13 protein-coding genes and 7 tRNA genes are annotated in these 17589 nt (G+C 47.2%); 3 read left to right on the forward strand and 17 right to left on the reverse strand.

Features of this window, described 5'->3' with window-relative positions; all coding sequences use genetic code 11:
* Positions 1 to 13 precede the first annotated feature (13 nt).
* Complete coding sequence (locus tag TSUB_RS24495) at positions 14 to 721, forward strand: flavin reductase family protein (RefSeq protein ID WP_246616498.1); 708 nt, start codon at positions 14 to 16, stop codon at positions 719 to 721.
* 82 nt (positions 722 to 803) lie between these two features.
* Here the strand turns inward: TSUB_RS24495 and TSUB_RS24500 are convergent.
* The 9 genes from TSUB_RS24500 to TSUB_RS24540 form a co-directional block, all read right to left on the reverse strand.
* A tRNA-Gly gene (locus tag TSUB_RS24500) sits at positions 804 to 879 on the reverse strand.
* Between the two features lie 3 nt (positions 880 to 882).
* Positions 883 to 956 (reverse strand) — tRNA-Cys (locus TSUB_RS24505).
* A 19-nt stretch (positions 957 to 975) separates the two neighbouring features.
* A tRNA-Leu gene (locus tag TSUB_RS24510) sits at positions 976 to 1062 on the reverse strand.
* Positions 1063 to 1332: 270 nt separating this feature from the next.
* Positions 1333 to 3039: a D-lactate dehydrogenase gene (gene dld / locus TSUB_RS24515; protein ID WP_087020143.1), complete on the reverse strand. Its 1707-nt coding sequence runs from the start codon at positions 3037 to 3039 to the stop codon at positions 1333 to 1335.
* 248 nt (positions 3040 to 3287) lie between these two features.
* Complete coding sequence (locus tag TSUB_RS24520; RefSeq protein ID WP_087020146.1) at positions 3288 to 4190, reverse strand: LysR family transcriptional regulator; 903 nt, start codon at positions 4188 to 4190, stop codon at positions 3288 to 3290.
* Between the two features lie 425 nt (positions 4191 to 4615).
* A complete protein-coding gene (locus tag TSUB_RS24525) occupies positions 4616 to 4888 on the reverse strand; it encodes a SemiSWEET family transporter (RefSeq protein ID WP_202819746.1) in 273 nt (90 codons plus the stop codon).
* The gene (locus TSUB_RS24530; protein ID WP_159064893.1) at positions 4882 to 6828 is read right to left on the reverse strand and encodes a beta-N-acetylhexosaminidase; all 1947 of its coding nucleotides are present in this window, start codon (positions 6826 to 6828) and stop codon (positions 4882 to 4884) included. The genes TSUB_RS24525 and TSUB_RS24530 overlap by 7 nt, the downstream gene beginning before the upstream one ends.
* 10 nt (positions 6829 to 6838) lie before the next feature.
* The gene (locus tag TSUB_RS24535; RefSeq protein ID WP_159064894.1) at positions 6839 to 7840 is read right to left on the reverse strand and encodes a polysaccharide deacetylase family protein; all 1002 of its coding nucleotides are present in this window, start codon (positions 7838 to 7840) and stop codon (positions 6839 to 6841) included.
* A 223-nt stretch (positions 7841 to 8063) separates the two neighbouring features.
* Positions 8064 to 8894: a helix-turn-helix transcriptional regulator gene (locus TSUB_RS24540; RefSeq protein ID WP_159064895.1), complete on the reverse strand. Its 831-nt coding sequence runs from the start codon at positions 8892 to 8894 to the stop codon at positions 8064 to 8066.
* 229 nt (positions 8895 to 9123) lie between these two features.
* Here TSUB_RS24540 and TSUB_RS24545 point away from each other — a divergent pair, with 229 nt between their 5' ends.
* Together TSUB_RS24545 and TSUB_RS24550 are read left to right on the forward strand one after the other, a co-directional pair.
* Positions 9124 to 10305 (forward strand): helix-turn-helix domain-containing protein, encoded by a 1182-nt coding sequence (locus TSUB_RS24545; protein ID WP_087020159.1) that lies wholly within the window; start codon positions 9124 to 9126, stop codon positions 10303 to 10305.
* A gap of 142 nt (positions 10306 to 10447) precedes the next feature.
* Positions 10448 to 11797, forward strand: a complete 1350-nt coding sequence (locus TSUB_RS24550; RefSeq protein ID WP_202819747.1) for a cysteine hydrolase family protein — start codon at positions 10448 to 10450, stop codon at positions 11795 to 11797.
* A gap of 729 nt (positions 11798 to 12526) precedes the next feature.
* On the opposite strand, the gene TSUB_RS24555 is transcribed toward TSUB_RS24550, so the two are convergent.
* The 8 genes from TSUB_RS24555 to uvrY all read right to left on the reverse strand — a co-directional run bounded on the left by TSUB_RS24555 (position 12527) and on the right by uvrY (position 17586).
* Positions 12527 to 12602: transfer RNA gene (locus TSUB_RS24555), tRNA-Gly, on the reverse strand.
* Positions 12603 to 12615: 13 nt separating this feature from the next.
* A tRNA-Leu gene (locus TSUB_RS24560) sits at positions 12616 to 12702 on the reverse strand.
* An 89-nt stretch (positions 12703 to 12791) separates the two neighbouring features.
* Positions 12792 to 12867, reverse strand: a tRNA-Gly gene (locus TSUB_RS24565).
* 3 nt (positions 12868 to 12870) lie between these two features.
* Positions 12871 to 12944: transfer RNA gene (locus TSUB_RS24570), tRNA-Cys, on the reverse strand.
* 157 nt (positions 12945 to 13101) lie between these two features.
* Positions 13102 to 14328: an EAL domain-containing response regulator gene (locus TSUB_RS24575; RefSeq protein ID WP_087020162.1), complete on the reverse strand. Its 1227-nt coding sequence runs from the start codon at positions 14326 to 14328 to the stop codon at positions 13102 to 13104.
* 126 nt (positions 14329 to 14454) lie between these two features.
* Entirely contained in the window at positions 14455 to 15036 is a 582-nt protein-coding gene (pgsA, locus tag TSUB_RS24580) for a CDP-diacylglycerol--glycerol-3-phosphate 3-phosphatidyltransferase (RefSeq protein ID WP_087020165.1), read from the reverse strand.
* A 45-nt stretch (positions 15037 to 15081) separates the two neighbouring features.
* Positions 15082 to 16917: an excinuclease ABC subunit UvrC gene (uvrC, locus tag TSUB_RS24585; protein WP_087020168.1), complete on the reverse strand. Its 1836-nt coding sequence runs from the start codon at positions 16915 to 16917 to the stop codon at positions 15082 to 15084.
* 24 nt (positions 16918 to 16941) lie between these two features.
* Positions 16942 to 17586: a UvrY/SirA/GacA family response regulator transcription factor gene (uvrY, locus tag TSUB_RS24590; RefSeq protein ID WP_087020171.1), complete on the reverse strand. Its 645-nt coding sequence runs from the start codon at positions 17584 to 17586 to the stop codon at positions 16942 to 16944.
* Positions 17587 to 17589: the final 3 nt, after the last annotated feature.

Here is a 17589-nt window from a genome sequence, read left to right on the forward strand (position 1 = left end):
AAGGAGACACCATTTGCACTCACAGCGATCGGCAACATCACATATAACCGCAGCAACACTCGAACAGTTTGAACAACGTTATCGAGCGCGCTTCATTAACTCGCTTTCCGGTTTCAAGAGTGCAAACCTGATTGGCACTTGTGATGACAAAGGACAAACCAATCTCGCCATTGTCAGCTCAGTCTTCCACCTCGGTGCTAACCCGCCATTAATGGGTTTCATTAGCCGACCACCCACTGCGGGCAATGCGAGTCATGTCGAGCGTCACACGCTCTCCAATTTAATAGAATCTGGCTTTTTCACTTTAAATAGCGTGAGCATACCCATGACAAAAGCTGCGCATCAAACATCCGCACGTTATCCACAAACAACCTCAGAGTTTGATGTTACTGGACTAACCGCAGCGTTTCTCAACCGCTTCCCCGCGCCTTTTGTTGAAGAAAGCCCGATAAAGATAGGTCTTGAAGTGAGGGAGCACCACCACCTTAGCATCAACAACACTGTGTTAATCATCGGGGAAATCAAAGAGGTCCATTTACCAACAGCTGCGATTCAGCCGGATGGCTTTGTCGACATAGAAGATTTAGGGTTGGTGACGATTTCGGGGCTAGACAGCTATCACCTCACTGAGCGTATGATGCGCCTGAGCTATGCTAAGCCCGATAAACCGTTGGACATGCTATCACTCCAAGGCAGTCGTATAGACGCTTCACTCAGCTAAAAGCTCGGCCTGCGCTCAATCTACTTTTTACACTGTAAATACAACAAAGCCCCGACATTGCTGTCAGGGCTTCGTGCTAATTTGGAGCGACACACGAGGTTCGAACTCGTGACCTCAACCTTGGCAAGGTTGCGCTCTACCAGCTGAGCTAGTGTCGCAAATGGAGGCGCGTCCCGGAGTCGAACCGAGGTCCACGGATTTGCAATCCGCTGCATAGCCACTCTGCCAACGCGCCTCAAATCAAGTGTTGAATATGGTGCCCCGGGCCGGACTTGAACCGGCACAGCGCGAACGCCGAGGGATTTTAAATCCCTTGTGTCTACCAATTCCACCACCAGGGCAACACTTGATTGACGATGTTTTCACACCTGTTCTTGCGGGCTTCCCCGTGAGAACGAGGCGTACTTTAACGGATTGAGATTCTAGGTCAACACTATTTTTAAGTTTGATGAATCAAACGATTAAAAAGCATGCCACGCGGTATAAATGGCATGCAAACCGCACAAGACTTGTGCACGATAGAATACGCGATGTAAAACGCCCTCTTAAAATCGCCTACCACCACAAGCACTGTTTTGAACATTCAATCATGCCATCGTTTCAACTAGGTCCTAATGGCAGCAACTACAGTTGCGCTTGTATTTGTCCATTTTACCTATACCCGGGTTAAACGTATTGGTGGGATCTAACGCGTGATAAAACGTTTGCAAGCTATTCTCCGCTTCATAGAGATGGCCTACATTATGCTCCGCAGGATATTTTGCTCCTCGTGTGTTCAAATGCTCCAACATCAACTTTTTCATCAGCTTGGTATCGGTGCCTTTTTTGAACACATAATCTTGGTGGAACACGAAACACATAAAATGACCGTAATAGAGCGACTTGACTAAATTTTTGCTCACCGCTTCGGGCAACGTTTCCAACCACTCTTCATCATTACGACGCAAGGCAATATCTAATGCCACAATATCTTCCACGTCTTTACGATGAATCGTCTCATAGCGGATTGCAGCCCCTGCCGCAGCAAAGCGGTGCAGGTAAGCCTTCTTACCTTCTTCAGCGCTACAAACAAAGAAATCACAATCTTCTTCCGCCGCCCACACTTCTTTGAGATACCGCTCTGCTTCTGCGATGCCACCATCGCTCATTTTCAAGATGAGATGGTGTTCATACTTATCTCGGTATTCCAACATCCGTTTGGGCAGATGCTGCGGAAACAACTTACTGGCGTAATACAGTATCGTATCCGGCAAGTATTTATTGACAAAAGGCACACGATCCAAGAAATTCTCGACCTTTGCTTTCAGTGCAAACATCTTGGGGAGCCGCTCTGTCCCAAGTATATCGATGGAGAGAAACACGTCCTTACCATACTGCTCTGCCATGTTAAAGATATCGCGATGCAGGTACTCGCCCATTTCTGGCAAATTCTCAAACTGAGTCAAAAAGTCTTTACGTAATTGATTTAACTTATTGGGGTCATTGGTGCCAAGGTAAAAGATCTGCTCTTTTTCTGGAATAGGGTAGCTATCGACACGAACGGCAAACACGCCCAACTTACCTGCACAACCGCTCGCTTCAAACAGGCGTCGCTCATCGGCATTAAATCGTGATGGGATATCAGAGGTAACATCGCGAACACGTTCGTCATATTCTTGGTCAGAGGCCATACGATCATCATGAACAACCAAACTCGGGTCAACATTCCCTTCTTGGATATTTTGCAGAATCTCTTCCGGCGTTTCGCCTAAACCGTCAATACCCAAATGATTTACCAGATGCAATTTACCGTCTTTATCCACCTGAGCAAAAATCGCCAACTCGGTGTACGCAGGGCCTCGTTTAACCAAAGCGCCGCCAGAATTATTGGCGATACCACCCACCACGGTCGCACCGAGAGAAGACGACCCAATCACGGAATGTGGCGCACGGTTGACCGCTTTCAAGGTTTTTTCTAGAGAATGGAGACTTGCTCCGGGCAAGCAAATCGCTTGTTTACCCCCATCCAATAAATGAATCTGCTTGATCTTAGTAATATTAATGACTACGACATCACGATCATAATCATTGCCACTTGGAGCGGAGCCTTCGGTTAATCCTGTCTTGGCTGCTTGCATGATGATAATGCAGTTTTCTTCAACACACTGTTTGATAACTTGCCACTGTTCTACCAAATTTGTTGGGAAAACAATGGCTAGCGCTGCGCCGCTGCCCGAGCGAAATCCGGAGCGATAATATTTTGTTTTAATGTCATCGACGAGAACATTGTCATTCCCGACTATGGATCTAAATGCTGCAATCAGACGTTCTTGTTTCATCGTGGTTTCTCTATTTATTATTTTCGACAAACATAAAGAGCCAACTCACCCAGGTCTATCTTTGTCAGCGACAACGACTTGTCGGCGTAAAACCATCACTAAAAATAGTCATTAACTTCATAGGGTTAAAAACAACACCTCGCCTCAACACGCAAAGAAAAAGACCATTTCTTTCAAGAAACAATACCAAAACCTTTTGTTAACATACACTCAAACCACCTCTAGATGCAGGATTCAGTTCGACATCGTCAGAATAGGTGACGTCGACTTTGAAAACTGCGGTAAAGGTGATCGATGAAAATTTTGATTTTTTCCGGTTGTTGGCGGGTATAAGGATACACAGCGTAAATGCCGAGACACTTTGCCGTTTCCTGTTTAAACAGCTGGATCAGCCGACCTTGCTCAAGATCCTCGCAGACCAACACACGCGGTACATAAATGACCCCTTGCCCGAGTAAAGCGACATGACGTAATGCCGAAGAGTTGTTGGTACAAAGGTTACCGGAGACCTTTACCTGATAAAAATCATCACCCGATTTAAACGCCCAATCATGTGCGCCTGTTTCTTGATAGGCATAAACCAAACAGTTGTGTTTTTCGAGCTCTGAAGGCAACTTAGGAATACCGCGTTTCGCCAGATACTTGGGTGACGCGCAAACCACCCAATGGGCATCGACTAGCTTTCGCGCAATAAAACTGGAATCGGGCAGTACCCCCGTTCGAATAGCGAGATCGAAGCGTTCATTGACGATGTCGACAAAACGGTTATCCAAATCCATGTCTATGTGAATATCTGGGTAGGCTTGATTAAATTCCGCAATCACGCTGGGCAGTATCAACTCGCCCGAGACAACGGGCACCGTGATGCGGATATTGCCGGAAAGATTTTGACCTAATCCAACAATGGATTCTTCCGCTGCAGCCACCGCTTCGTAGACTCGGCACGCCTGCGTATAAAACGCTTGGCCCGCTTCAGTCAAAGAGAGTGTTCGTGTCGTGCGATAAAGTAACTGCACACCAACCTCTTTTTCTAGCTTAGCAATTCGCTTACTGATCACCGAATTGGTCAACGCCATCTGCCTCGCGGCAGCATTAAAAGAGCCTTGTTCTACCAAGTGATAGAAAATGATGTAGTCGTCGGTATTTCTCATACGGCGTCACTGCTCGCTAATGAAGCACGTAGTTTAGGCTTTTGACCAATAAGATACTGAAAGGAAAGTCACATTTGTGGTTTTGAGCCGTGGATATGGCCAAATATCCACGGCTCACAGCGAGCTTGCGTAGGGCTTAGTTCAGGATATACTCAAGCCACCTCAAGATGCGAGGTTCAGAAGCAGACTAGCGCGTCGAGTTCAAGGCAAAGGTGTGAAGGAATGGCTTTCCCCTTTCAAACACATTTAACGCAGAAATCGGGGCGCTAGTCGCTTCCCGAAGGGCGAGTTTTCTAGGCTCACCACCTTTGTTACTGCTTTTTGATTTAGCCCACTAGATCTTCAAAGCAGTGCCTCGATGGCAAACCTAGAAACTCTCGCTGAACACGTATCTTGAGGTGGCTTGAGTATAGGTATTAACCCCTTTAAGTCATTGCCATCACGGCGGTCGCTAAGGTCACTCCCCCCACTAAAACCCCTAAACCATTACACGCCATAATGGGCCAATCTTTTTGTTCACGCAGTCCACCATAAGCGAGCCACGCTAGGCAGTTAAGGATGGTTGCAGCTGGAATCAACATCGACCCAGGCTGACCACTTAAGTTGAGGCGGATCTGATCGATATAGGAGACAAACAGTAGCATTGCCATAATCGATGCAATCCAGCCGATTCTATCGATGGTTTTCTGTGCTAGCACGATGACGTCTCCAAGGTGTAGGCGTTGTCCAGTGAACGGTAAGCAATACGCGCACTCTCAAGCCGTTGCAGTTGATAAGGAAGTCGGGATAGAAAATGCAACCAATCCTTGCTCTCAGCATGACTCCACGCCACTTCAGCAAGGGCGAAGAGTCGAGGGTAAGTCAAATAATGTAACTGCTGAGGTGTCGTGACGTACTCTGTCCACATTTGCGACTGTACGCCGAGAATGTTACTCAGTGCGCCGCTAATCAGTTCACCTTCTAATGGTTCATACCCGTAGACGGTTTCCAAATTCAGGTGCCCGGCCCATAAAACACCCGGTTCAGCAATCCCTCGATGCCACGCTAAATCGAAGTAAGTGAACTGCGCTGGAGACATCACCACCCCATAGCCACGATTTGCCGCATCAATGCCGGCCTCAACGCCTCGCCACGAACAAATGACCGCTTCTTTGGTCACCTTATCGCCTTGGATTAGCTCTTCCCAGCCAACAACTTTACGGCCTTTATTGGCTAGGTAGGCTTGTAACTCCGCGAGCAAAATGCCTTGTAAATCGCGAACACTTTCTAAGCCCAGCGCTTCGCATTGGGCGAGGGCCGCTGGCGAGTCCGTCCATACGCCTTCCGGTACTTCATCACACCCCAAATGAATGTAGGGTGATGGAAATAGCTCGCACACTTCATCAAGGATCGTCCTCAACACCGTATAGGTCTCGGGAAGTGCTGGGTTAACAACATTGTCTCGATACTGCTGAATTGAGATGTATTGCGAATGGTCGTCAGGCTCTACCAGATGTGCAGATAAAGCTTGCACCAGTGCCCGCGCATGCCCCGGCACATCAATTTCAGGGATCACCATAATATTGCGTGCCGCCGCATAGGCCACGACCTCACGGATCTCAGCTTTTGAGTAGTAGCCACCATAGCGGTTCGGGCCAGAGCCAAATTGGGGAGCCAACACTTCATCAACGCCTCGCCAAGCGCCGACTTGAGTAAGCTCGGGGTAAGCATCAATCTCTACTCGCCAGCCTTCATCATCCGTTAAGTGCCAGTGAAAACGGTTCATTTTTAGCCATGCCATCTGGTCAATCTGCTCTTTAACCGTATCAACAGTGTGAAAATGACGCGCACAATCTAGCATGTGACCGCGATAACCAAATCGAGGCTCGTCCTCAATGCATTGGCAAGGCAACGCATACGGTGTTTGCTGAAGCAGTTGGGCCAACGTCACCAACGCATAGAAGAAACCGGCTTGGCTTTGCGCAGAAAGTGTAATCTTCGCTGGCTGAATTTGAATGCCATACCCTTCGTCAGCCAACGGTTGTTTTTCAAAAAACACTTTTGCAAGCGGGAGGGTATTAGTGCGATCGACACTGATCGCAATAGGTAGCTGCTGATTAAACCAAGCTAATGAGGTCTCAATCTGACAATCAGCAACCGCTTCATCAATCGAGGCGAACAAGTTCATCGGTACCTGAAACACCCCTTCGGTTAATGTCATCGAGGCAGGTTGCGGCACCACACCCACTTGCGCATTTGGCAAGCTGACCGAGCCAAGATCTAACGACTGAGGTTCATTTAAGTTGTGCGCGCTAAGCGCGACCGGGAAATACTCGCCTTGAGACAATACATTGATGCCTATCGGCATCTCCATCAGGCTATCGATCTTCTCGGTTGGGCTGCAGAGTTCAAAATACCAGGATTCACCTACGGCAAGATTGGTATCGGTTAACGGTGATAGCACGCAATACGATCCCACCTGCGACACCAACTCACAGTTAACGAGTTTTTCAGGGACAAGCTCACGAGATAAATTAAACACTAATTGAAAGTCATTCAATGCGATGCCGCTCGTGTTCGCTAAGGTACAACCCACACGAAGATCACCTTTTTTATTTTCAAGTACCGTGACAGATAAACCATATTTTGGCGAAGACATATCAGTGCTCCTATTCAACAACGGGTTCAGCGTTAAGCTGTTCAGAAATAGACGAAAGCACCAAGGCGCCGGGGCGAATAATCGCCAAGTTGGCATTGATGTATTGCCTTGGTATTTGGTAAGGGTTCAGGGTGTCGAAATCACTGATAAATGCACTATCAATGGTCGTCGCTGTTTGGTATCCCGCAGCACGCACGGCCGTTGCTTCGCGCTCGCTGTAGTGACCATAGGGGTAAGCAAAGTGGTCGACACGAATGCCCAATTTTTGCTCCAAGCGCCGTTTAGGCAATACGAGTTCTCGCGCAAGTGCTTCATCAGAGAGCTTGGGCAAACTCGGGTGCATAATGGTGTGAGCGCCGAGCGTGATCAAAGGATGCGCCGCTAACACCTCAAGTTGCTGCCAGCTCATACCTCGGGATAGCGTGATTGGCGTGCGATTACCTTGCATCGCCGCAAAAAAGTCGAGTTTGTCGTCCCCGGCAATATGCGTTTCAATCAAGGTATAGACTCGACACAAGAGCTGGCGCTTTTTGGCAAGCGAGCGACACGTCTCTTGATGTACTTCACCTTCAAACACATACGAAATCGTCTCATTAGCAAAAATAAAACGATTAAGCGTGTTCCAGACATCAGTGATCTCACCATCTGGATATCCTGTGGTGATATAGATGCAAGCAGGCACTTGGTACTTTTCAAACAGGGGTAAGGCGACATCAAAGTTATTCAGATAACCATCGTCAAGTGTCATTACCGCGTAGGACACGTTTGGATCTCGCTCCATTGACTCAATAGCATCAAGAGAGAGGAACTGTCCACCATCGTTTAAAAACGCAACAATGAGTTGTTCTAGCTTATCAACATCGATTTCCACCTCGGGAATAGGCATGATTTGTTTGGTAAGCGCGTCCTTATCAAGCACATGATGAAAAGTCCAAATACTGATTTGGCCTGGCAACCATAACGGCTCTTCCAGCTTGAATTGATAACCTGCATCTCTCGTGTAAGTCTGCATTAGATCTCTCCCCATCCAGTAACCCAAGCAGCTTGGGCTAACAATCAATTACCGAGCCAGTGTAAAAGAGTGACGGAAAAATCGAGATGACCTAATCTGGCGTTCACTTGTTGTAAACTATCATTATTCTAACGATGTGCGATTTTGGCCTGCAATCCTGACTATTTTGATAAGCAAGCTTTTGAGCGCGGCTAGATTCAAGGGGAAATACGGAAAATCGCTTCTATATTTGCGCTGGCGAGCAACCGAAGTAGCGTTTAAAACTATGTGAAAACGCGCTTGTCTCACTGTAATTCAAGAAACTTGCAACTTGAGATACGCTGTAGTGGCGACTCAATAGCATGGTTCGCGCCCGATCCATCTTCAGCTTGAGTACATACTGCTTTGGGCTTGATCCCAAATACTTCACGCATAACCGATGAAAATGCGGCACAGAGTAGTGAAGACGACTCGCCATCTCTTCAACAGTCCACGGATATTGAATTTGTCTCTCGACGTCGGCAAACAGTTTTATCAAGCGCACATGCACCATGTCATGCTGGGCTTGATTCTGAAGGGAAGCTTCCACTGATGCCAGCAAGAGTTTCGCACATTGCTGGTGAGCCAAGTGCTGAGAGGCATCGCGACGACATTCAGCATACAAGGCGCTAATCAAATGGTAGATAGTGGGTACATGGGCTGAGCCATGTACACTGAGTGGTAAGTCGCGTAAGAAATGCCAAGGCGCTTGATGGCGAAGGCTCAACCAAGCAAATTGCCAACGTTCACCGGCTAACGCCAATCCTGACGCCTCGCCAGCAGGCAAAATACTTAAACTATGCTCATAGATAGGCTGTGTGCCATTAGGGGAAAGCAGTTCACCATCTCCCTCTAGGGTATAGACGAGCAGAGTAAAATCGGTTGTCTGTTGGCGACGAAGGTAATGCCCCTTCGCGTCAATGATGCCTGCAAGATAAATACCTTGGTCTTTAAGCGCATCAGCCTCATCGTGTCCGATATAGCGCTGCTCAACTTCCTGCCCTACCTCTAGGCATGATTTCCACGCGGTATTCATTTTTCGCCTCACGCCCATTAAGCATTCAGTGCGTCAATATATCTATCTCTCATTGTCCTCACAAGTGACAAAAGCGACCGCTCGAGGTGTCTCAGTTTCATGTAACGCAGCATTTCCCCGCGCTGGAAAATGTCGAGCAGACTGTAAAAACAGTAGGAAAACACCAATCTTGGCGCAAGCGGTTTGCTTACTTCCTTGCAAACTACAAATACTTTGGATTTAAATCAAGATGACACATTACACAGCCCCTGCAGCCATTATTTCGACGTTACTTGCCATTGGTGTCTGCCAGTCCAGCCTGTTCGCAATATTTATGTATCGCCGCAGCCAGTCACTATTAGGCCTGTGGCTAACGCTGTTCAGTATCGAAGTCGGCAGTAAAATCTTACTTTATGCAAATATTGCGATACCCATTTCGCAATGGTTTGGGTTCTGGTTTAACTTTGATCTCCTATACGGACCACTATTGTATTTGTGGATTAGAAACGTAGTAGGAAAACCTATCTCTCGCGGTATCGTCGCTGCTCACCTTGCCCCTTTTTTTCTGTTTTATGCCATCTACATTCCAGACGTCTTTGTATTTAGCCGACTTGATTTCAACGCAGTACTCACTAACTATCTCACCCATGATCAATGGCTAGAGTTCTCCCCGCTCATTAGAACCTTGCAATCCATAACGCTATGGCACCCCACCGCCTACACTTTGTTATCACTCGCTTTAGTTTTAAAGCATCGCGTTCAACTCGCCGCCACTAACCAATATTGGCTCGTCGTGATGGTCACGTTACAAATTATCATGTGGGTCGGCGTCATTGGTTGGTTAACTTGGAGCCCGCTACCTGTCGCGCTCTCATTTATGGCCAGCTACTTGCCTACAGTCGTTTGGATCAATGCCATCGCCTATCTGAACTTATCCCGACTGCAAATCACCCTTTCACACCCACCTCATCCTGTTCACAACACGGATAAAGAGGGACAAAGTGAACAGCCAATGCCGACTCAGTTCACCCGCAATGAGATACAACCGAGTAAGTATCGAAATACGCGACTCCCAAAGCAAGAAGTCACAGCCATTGCGACCCAATTAGACACCACCATGAAGGCAGGCTTATACGCGCAACCAAGGCTTAACCTAAACACCCTTGCCGATTCAGTCGCCTTACCAAGTCACCACGTTAGCCAAGTCATTAATGAACATTTCGGTTGTCACTTTACTGACTATGTTAATCACTATCGCATTGAAGCCATTAAATTGGATCTGATTGAACCAAAACTTCAGCAAACCTCTATTCTCGATATCGCGATTCATCATGGATTTAGCAGTAAATCGACCTTCAACAATGCCTTTAAGAAGGTCACAGGGATCACGCCATCCCAATATCGGAAGAAACAGAGGGAAGAGAAGGTGTGATCTAGCTTCATCAAATGCAGACTAATCAGTACGGACTTATAAGTTCGTACGACTAACACCATGAAATTTCAAATTATTTCCCTGAACAACCACGCACCTGTTCTACAAGACTCTATGCAACTACACCTTTTCAGGAGATAAGATGAAACAGTCCAACCCCACAACGAAGCGCCTCTGTATCGCGTTAACGGCAACTTGGTTAGCGTTTACCACAATGAACACACACGCAGACAATGGTGAGTTTGTCCCCGCATACCACCATTACGTTAATGTCGAAGCCTATACAGACTTTCGCCCACATAACACTGCCGTGATGCTCATCGATGCACAAAAAGCGTACGTGCCTGGCACCCCTGATTTTTGGCCTTCGATCTATTACCCCGAATACCCCATCCCACCACAAAATACGGATTACGATCTCGGAGGCAAAATTGCTCGCATCGCTCAGATTGCCAACAAAGCCAATGAGCGACACTTTCCAACCCTCATCACGCTTGAAGGTGATATTGACAATCACTCGCCATTTATCGATAGCGTTGCAAACGCACTCCCAGCCGAGACTGAGCACTTTTTCAAAAGCTATTTCAACGCGACAAGTGAAGCGGATATTTACGCCCACCTTCGATCACTGCAGCATCAAGGGATCTATCAAATCATCGTTGCTGGTGCTGAGACCGACGTATGCGTCCTTCAAACTGTGCTGGGCCTAAAAGCCATGGGGTTTGACGTGTATGTCGCAAGCGACGCCGTATTCTCGACGGAAGTCTATGCGAAACCCACCTTTAAGCGTTTACAACAAGCACAAGTTAAACTCGCCGAGACTACGCAGCTGCTCGCTGCGCTAGACGGCGAAAGTAAAGTAGTACTGAGCCCACGTTATGCGATAAAACCTCGCTACAATCTTTATCAAGGTGATCGACGTGAAATGGCAGCACTCTTTTTTAATCAGGACGCTGAGAGCATTCAATTTGCTGAACACGATAATCGTGATGCGGTTCAATATCGTACTCGCCAATGGACCAACTTTGTTAGTTATGCACTCACCCCAGCAAGTGATGTCCCTGCCATCCACATCAATGCGCAACACAAGCGCTTTGCGCCCCACCTAAAGGCGGCGGAGCAACTCCAGACTGTCAACTACATAGATAACGCCATACTAAGCATGATAACGCGTGGAAAAAGCCAAGCCGTTATTTCAGGCGTCGTTAGCCAACCTGAACTATTGAATGCAGTGATCAAGCTCCGCAACGCGGGAATCACGCCCGTGATTCTAGAGGACGACTTAATGGGTAAAAAAGTCGACCCGATCACTTACTTGGATACAGCCTATAACCTAGGAGCTATCCCAAGTACTCAAAAGGTAACTGGCTATGAAATTACCGCAGCCATTCAATACCGAGATCTGACACAAACAGAAATGGAGGCTTTAATGGATATGTATAACCTTTCTAACAACCAAACGTTAACGGAACTGATGCCGAGGCTGCGATAAGAGAGTCTATTGCCAAGGTCGCCAACCAATGACAAAACACTAGGCATAAAAAAACCCTGACCATTTCTGATCGGGGTTTTACAATTTGGAGCGACACACGCGGTTCCCAATTCAAGGCTTAGGCGTGACCTCAACCTTGGCAAGATTGCGCTCTGCTAATGGGTAATCTCGCAGTGCTTGCAAAAGGAATAAGGAAAGCACTAGGCATAAAAAAACCCCGACCATTTCTGATCAGGGTTTTACAATTTGGAGCGACACACGAGGTTCCCAATTCAAGGCTCAGGCGTGACCTCAACCTTGGCAAGATTGCGCTCTGCTAATGGGTAAACTCGCAGTGCTTGAAAATGGAAGAGAGAATGCATGAGGTATAAAAAAACCCGACCATTTCTGATCGGGGTTTTACAATTTGGAGCGACACACGAGGTTCCCAATTCAAGGCTTAGGCGTGACCTCAACCTTGGCAAGATTGCGCTCTGCTAATGGGTAAACTCGCAGTGCTTGCAAAAGGAATAAGGAAAGCATTAGGCATAAAAAAACCCCGACCATTTCTGATCGGGGTTTACAATTTGGAGCGACACACGAGGTTCCCAATTAAAGGCTTAGGCGTGACCTCAACCTTGGCAAGGTTTCCGCTCTGCTAATAGGCAATCTCGCAGTGCTTGAAAATGGAAGAGAGAATGCATGAGGTATAAAAAAACCCTGACCATTTCTGATCGGGGTTTTACAATTTGGAGCGACACACGAGGTTCGAACTCGTGACCTCAACCTTGGCAAGGTTGCGCTCTACCAGCTGAGCTAGTGTCGCATTTAATTGTGAATGGTGCCCCGGGCCGGACTTGAACCGGCACAGCGCGAACGCCGAGGGATTTTAAATCCCTTGTGTCTACCAATTCCACCACCAGGGCACGCAAAATACTTTGCGATGGGAAACACACCATCCATGGATACCAAAAAATGGTATCTGTTACTCGAAAAGCGTCAAGTAACTAAAATTTGGAGCGACACACGAGGTTCGAACTCGTGACCTCAACCTTGGCAAGGTTGCGCTCTACCAGCTGAGCTAGTGTCGCAAATGGAGGCGCGTCCCGGAGTCGAACCGAGGTCCACGGATTTGCAATCCGCTGCATAGCCACTCTGCCAACGCGCCGTTAACTAAGAGGTAATCCTCTTGGCTACGGGGTGGCATTTTACGGAATCATGAAAGTGAGTCAACAATAAAATTCAATCAACGTGTTTGTTTGCAGGTTTTTCGAGCAATGTAGGCCGAAAACAGTATACCCGAACCCTTTCCAACCTCATTTCGCTTACTCGTTATACAGTTGTATCCGTTTATGATTGAACGCCCAGTGCTGATACCACGCAATCACTCCTTCAATCGTCTGTGGTTTACAAATGAGAAAGCCTTGCAAGGCAATTTCCGGATGCGTTTGTCGCAAATACTGGAATTCTTGTGGCCGCTCTATCCCTTCGGCGACTAATCCCATGTTTAACTCTTTCGCAAGATCATTCAATGTAGAAACGATCAACTGTGAAAAGCGATCATTGTCGATATAGCTAATTAAACTGCGATCTATCTTTACTTCCGTAAAAGGTAAACGTCGTAGTTGGCGAATATTCGTGTACCCAGCCCCAAAGTCATCCAACGAGGTGCCAAACTGTAACATGCGAAGACGATTAAGCGTTTCTAACTGATTAGAAGTGCGAATTTGATACTCTTCGGTGATCTCGAGTATAAATTGCTGCGGCTTGAGGTGATTTATCTCCAAGATGGCTAAGAGCTGATTGGGAAAGTTGAGATCTTCAAGTTGAATCGGGCTAATGTTAATCGCCAATTGGCACTGCTCACCAAACTCCCTCAAAATTTGCGGGAAAGCCTTCACCGCTTTTTCAACCAACTGAAATGTCACCAAGTTGATCAAACCGTGCTGCTCCGCAGCCATAATGAACTGACCGGGCATGATCGGGAATTTACTATCAGGAGTAACGATACGGGCAAGTACTTCAATACTGGTCACACGGTGTGTTTGAGCATTTAACTTAGGCTGATAATACGGCTCAATTTGATGAAAGCTGATGGCATCGAGTAATGCCTGTTCAGACACTTGTGAGTCGGTAATATGCAGGTGTGTATGGTACTTTTTTAACTCTTCGAGTAGATGGTGAATCTCTTGTCTGTCAGCGCAATCACTTAGGGTGCCAAGATGATGAACGTTGTAAGAGCGAGCCAGATCGCTGGCCAGTTCGGTGACACGAATATCAAACTCTGACAGCAAGATAACGGCACCTAAATAGCCACGCTCGCCCAACTTACGCATAATCGCCATCGCGTCGGTTCCACCCACGCGCATTGCAATAAAACACGCACTTTCGCAACGACACACATCATCAAAGTAAAACGTATCAGTTGGGTTAAACTGCTGAATACTCGCCTCGACGGCACTGAAAGTTGCCATCTCCAACTGCAAGTTTTCCATCAAGTCTGAAGCGCGTTTGATGTCATCATCGATGATTGCAAATTTAGGTGCAGACATGCCTAACCTCTTCCCTTCCCAAATTAATCATAGCCAATGAGAAACACTTCATTTAGGGCAGAGACAAAAAAAGCCAGTTGTCTAATCAACTGGCTTTTCGTCTTTTTTCGATGTCTACTATTTTAGCTAGTGATTCTCCGCATCTAGCAGGTCATGCCGAGCAGCATGAATGTACTGATACATAGAATAATAAGTAAGTGCCGTGGCAATATACAAAGCAACAAATCCGAGCGTGACAATCAATGACATCCCCTCCCAGCCCATCGCTGGTGCAGGACTCCAGATTAACAGCACTAACGCTGCCATTTGCGCAGTGGTCTTGACTTTACCAACCCAAGAAACGGCAACGCTGTTGCGTTTACCGATTTCTGCCATCCATTCTCGCAGGGCAGAAATAATAATCTCTCTACCTATCATGGTAATGGCCGGGATAGTCACCCAAATCGTTTGGTAACTCTCGACGACTAAAACCAATGCGGTCGCAACCATGACTTTATCTGCTACGGGGTCAATAAATGCACCAAAACGTGTGGTTTGGTTAAGCTTTCTTGCTAAAAATCCATCCAACCAGTCGGTTAAGGCAGCAATAACAAAAATGAGAGCTGAGCCAAACGCAGACCAAGAGACAGGAAGATAGAACACCACAACGAATACTGGGATCAGCAGTAAACGAATGAAGCTCAAGATATTAGGAATAGTTAAACGCATGAGGTTTTAGTTCTTTTTGGTATGAGTTGGTATCTTGCCGCAATCTCAATGTTGTTGCAACGCATGAAAGATTTTCTCCGCCATTAAACGGCTAATCCCGGGTACTTTTGAGATTTCATCGACACTGGCGCGCTTAAGCTCTTGCAAACCACCCAAATGTTTAAGGACAGCCTGCCGTCGTTTAGGTCCTACACCTTCAATATCTTCGAGTACACTGCGACGACGCGCTTTTCCACGCTGCGCACGGTGCCCCGCAATCGCGTGGTTATGGCTTTCATCTCGAATATGTTGGATAAGGTGAAGAGCGGGGGCATCATCTTGGAGGGTGAACTCTTCTCCCGACGTCAAAATCAATGTTTCCAGCCCAGGCTTACGGGTCGTGCCTTTCGCAACACCTAATAAAACAGGGCGCTTTGGCCACACTTTCATCCACGGTGAAATCACCTCATTGGCCCGATTGAGCTGCCCTTTGCCGCCATCAATCACAATCACATCGGGGATTTTCTCAATCTCAAGCTGCTTTCCATAACGGCGTTCAAGGGCTTGTCCCATGGCCGCATAATCATCTCCCCCGGTAATACCCGTGATGTTAAATCGGCGATACTCTGCTTTTGCAGGCCCTTCACGATTGAATACCACGCAAGATGCGACGGTTTTCTCGCCCATGGTATGAGAGATATCAAAGCACTCCATGCGCTGGATATTCTCTACACCCAGCACCGTCTCGAGTTCACCGACACGTTGCTGAATCGTCATCTTATGGTTGATTTTACTGGTCAGGGCAGTCAGCGCATTCGTCTTCGCGAGCTTAAGAAAACGTGCTCTATCAGCTCGCGGTCGTGTCTGGATCTTCACTTGTCGGCCCGCCACTTCAGAGAGCAACGCGTTAAACTCACTCACTTCTGTTGCTTCCAAGCCATCCATTAAAATAATGCTCGGAATCGTACGGCCTTCTGCTTGGCTGAGATAATACTGACTGACGAAGCTGTGCTGCACTTCCGCGATGTCCGTATCCGCAGGGATCTTGGGAAAATGACTTCGACTACCCAGCACTTTACCTTGGCGCACCAGCAACACATGAATACAAGCGACCCCGTGCTCGTGGGCAACACCAATCACATCGATATCATCTTCCGTGCTGCTCGACACAAACTGCTGCTCTTGGACACGCCGCAACGCTTGAATTTGATCGCGATAACGCGCCGCGTCTTCAAACGCCAAATCGCGGCTCGCCTGTTCCATCTTCTCCACCATAGTGGCGATCACTTGTCGATCTTTACCATTCAGGAACATACGCACGAAATTAACTTGTTCTTCGTAGCCTGATTCGGAAATCAACCCTTCAACACAGGGGCCATTACAACGCCCAATTTGATACATCAAACAAGGCCGACTGCGATTAGCATAAACCGAGTCTTCACATTGGCGGATAGGGAAAATCTTCTGGATAAGATGCAAGCTTTCACGCACTGCGCCAGCGTCTGGGTAAGGGCCAAAATACTCACCTTTGCGCTTCTTTGCTCCACGGTGCATGGACAACCTTGGGTGCCGATGCGCGCTGAGAAAAACATAGGGGTAAGATTTATCATCCCGCAACAACACGTTGTAACGAGGAAGGTACTGTTTAATGAGGTTATGTTCGAGGATCAGTGCTTCTGTCTCGGTGTGGGTAACCACCACTTCGATACGACAGATATTACTGACAAGTGCGCGGGTTTTCTGACTATCAACTTTCGCACGAAAGTAACTGGACAAGCGCTTTTTGAGATCTTTCGCTTTGCCCACATAAATAACCTCACCATCCTGATCGTACATTCTGTACACACCAGGTTGGTGAGTAACGGTTTTTAAGAAGCTTTTTGCATCAAATGCTGTCGACACCTGGGATACATCTCGTGTCTAGGACTACAGAGCTTCAGTATCCAACATACCGTAACGAATAGCTAGGTGTGTTAACTCAACATCACCACTGATATCTAGTTTACTAAACAGACGGTAGCGGTAACTGTTAACCGTTTTCGGACTCAAACTTAATTGCTCCGAAATATCCGTTACCTTTTGACCTTTAGTAATCATCATCATAATTTGCAGTTCGCGCTCTGAAAGGTCTTTAAACGGATTTTCAGCATCAGTTGCAAATTGGCTCAGTGCCATTTGTTGGGCAATTTCCGGCGATATGTAACGCTGTCCTGAATGAACGGCGCGGATGGCGTTCACCATCTCATCAGGGCCTGCACCTTTGGTCAAATAACCAGACGCGCCAGCCTGCATCACCTTAGTTGGAAACGGGTTCTCGGTATGAATCGTCAAGACGATAATTTTTACGTCTGGATTAAAACGCAGAATTTTTCTTGTTGCTTCTAAACCACCAATACCGGGCATGTTCATGTCCATAAGAATGATATCCGCATGTTGACTACGGCACCATTTTACGGCTTCTTCACCACTGTCGGCTTCCCCTACCACTTTGATACCACGGACATCTTCTAAAAGACGTCGAATCCCTGTGCGAACCAGTTCGTGATCATCTACGAGGAATACATTGATCAAACT

The organism is Thaumasiovibrio subtropicus (assembly GCF_019703835.1).
Taxonomy (GTDB): Bacteria; Pseudomonadota; Gammaproteobacteria; order Enterobacterales; family Vibrionaceae; genus Thaumasiovibrio; species Thaumasiovibrio subtropicus.

Excerpts from the sequence above, each read along its gene's own strand:
- dld (WP_087020143.1), bottom strand. The coding sequence starts at position 3,039 with ATGAAACAAGAACGTCTGATTGCAGCATTTAGATCCATAGTCGGGAAT.
- TSUB_RS24520 (WP_087020146.1), bottom strand. The coding sequence starts at position 4,190 with ATGAGAAATACCGACGACTACATCATTTTCTATCACTTGGTAGAACAA.
- TSUB_RS24530 (WP_159064893.1), bottom strand. The coding sequence starts at position 6,828 with ATGTCTTCGCCAAAATATGGTTTATCTGTCACGGTACTTGAAAATAAA.
- TSUB_RS24535 (WP_159064894.1), bottom strand. The coding sequence starts at position 7,840 with ATGCAGACTTACACGAGAGATGCAGGTTATCAATTCAAGCTGGAAGAG.
- TSUB_RS24540 (WP_159064895.1), bottom strand. The coding sequence starts at position 8,894 with ATGAATACCGCGTGGAAATCATGCCTAGAGGTAGGGCAGGAAGTTGAG.
- TSUB_RS24545 (WP_087020159.1), top strand. The coding sequence starts at position 9,124 with ATGACACATTACACAGCCCCTGCAGCCATTATTTCGACGTTACTTGCC.
- TSUB_RS24550 (WP_202819747.1), top strand. The coding sequence starts at position 10,448 with ATGAAACAGTCCAACCCCACAACGAAGCGCCTCTGTATCGCGTTAACG.
- TSUB_RS24575 (WP_087020162.1), bottom strand. The coding sequence starts at position 14,328 with ATGTCTGCACCTAAATTTGCAATCATCGATGATGACATCAAACGCGCT.
- pgsA (WP_087020165.1), bottom strand. The coding sequence starts at position 15,036 with ATGCGTTTAACTATTCCTAATATCTTGAGCTTCATTCGTTTACTGCTG.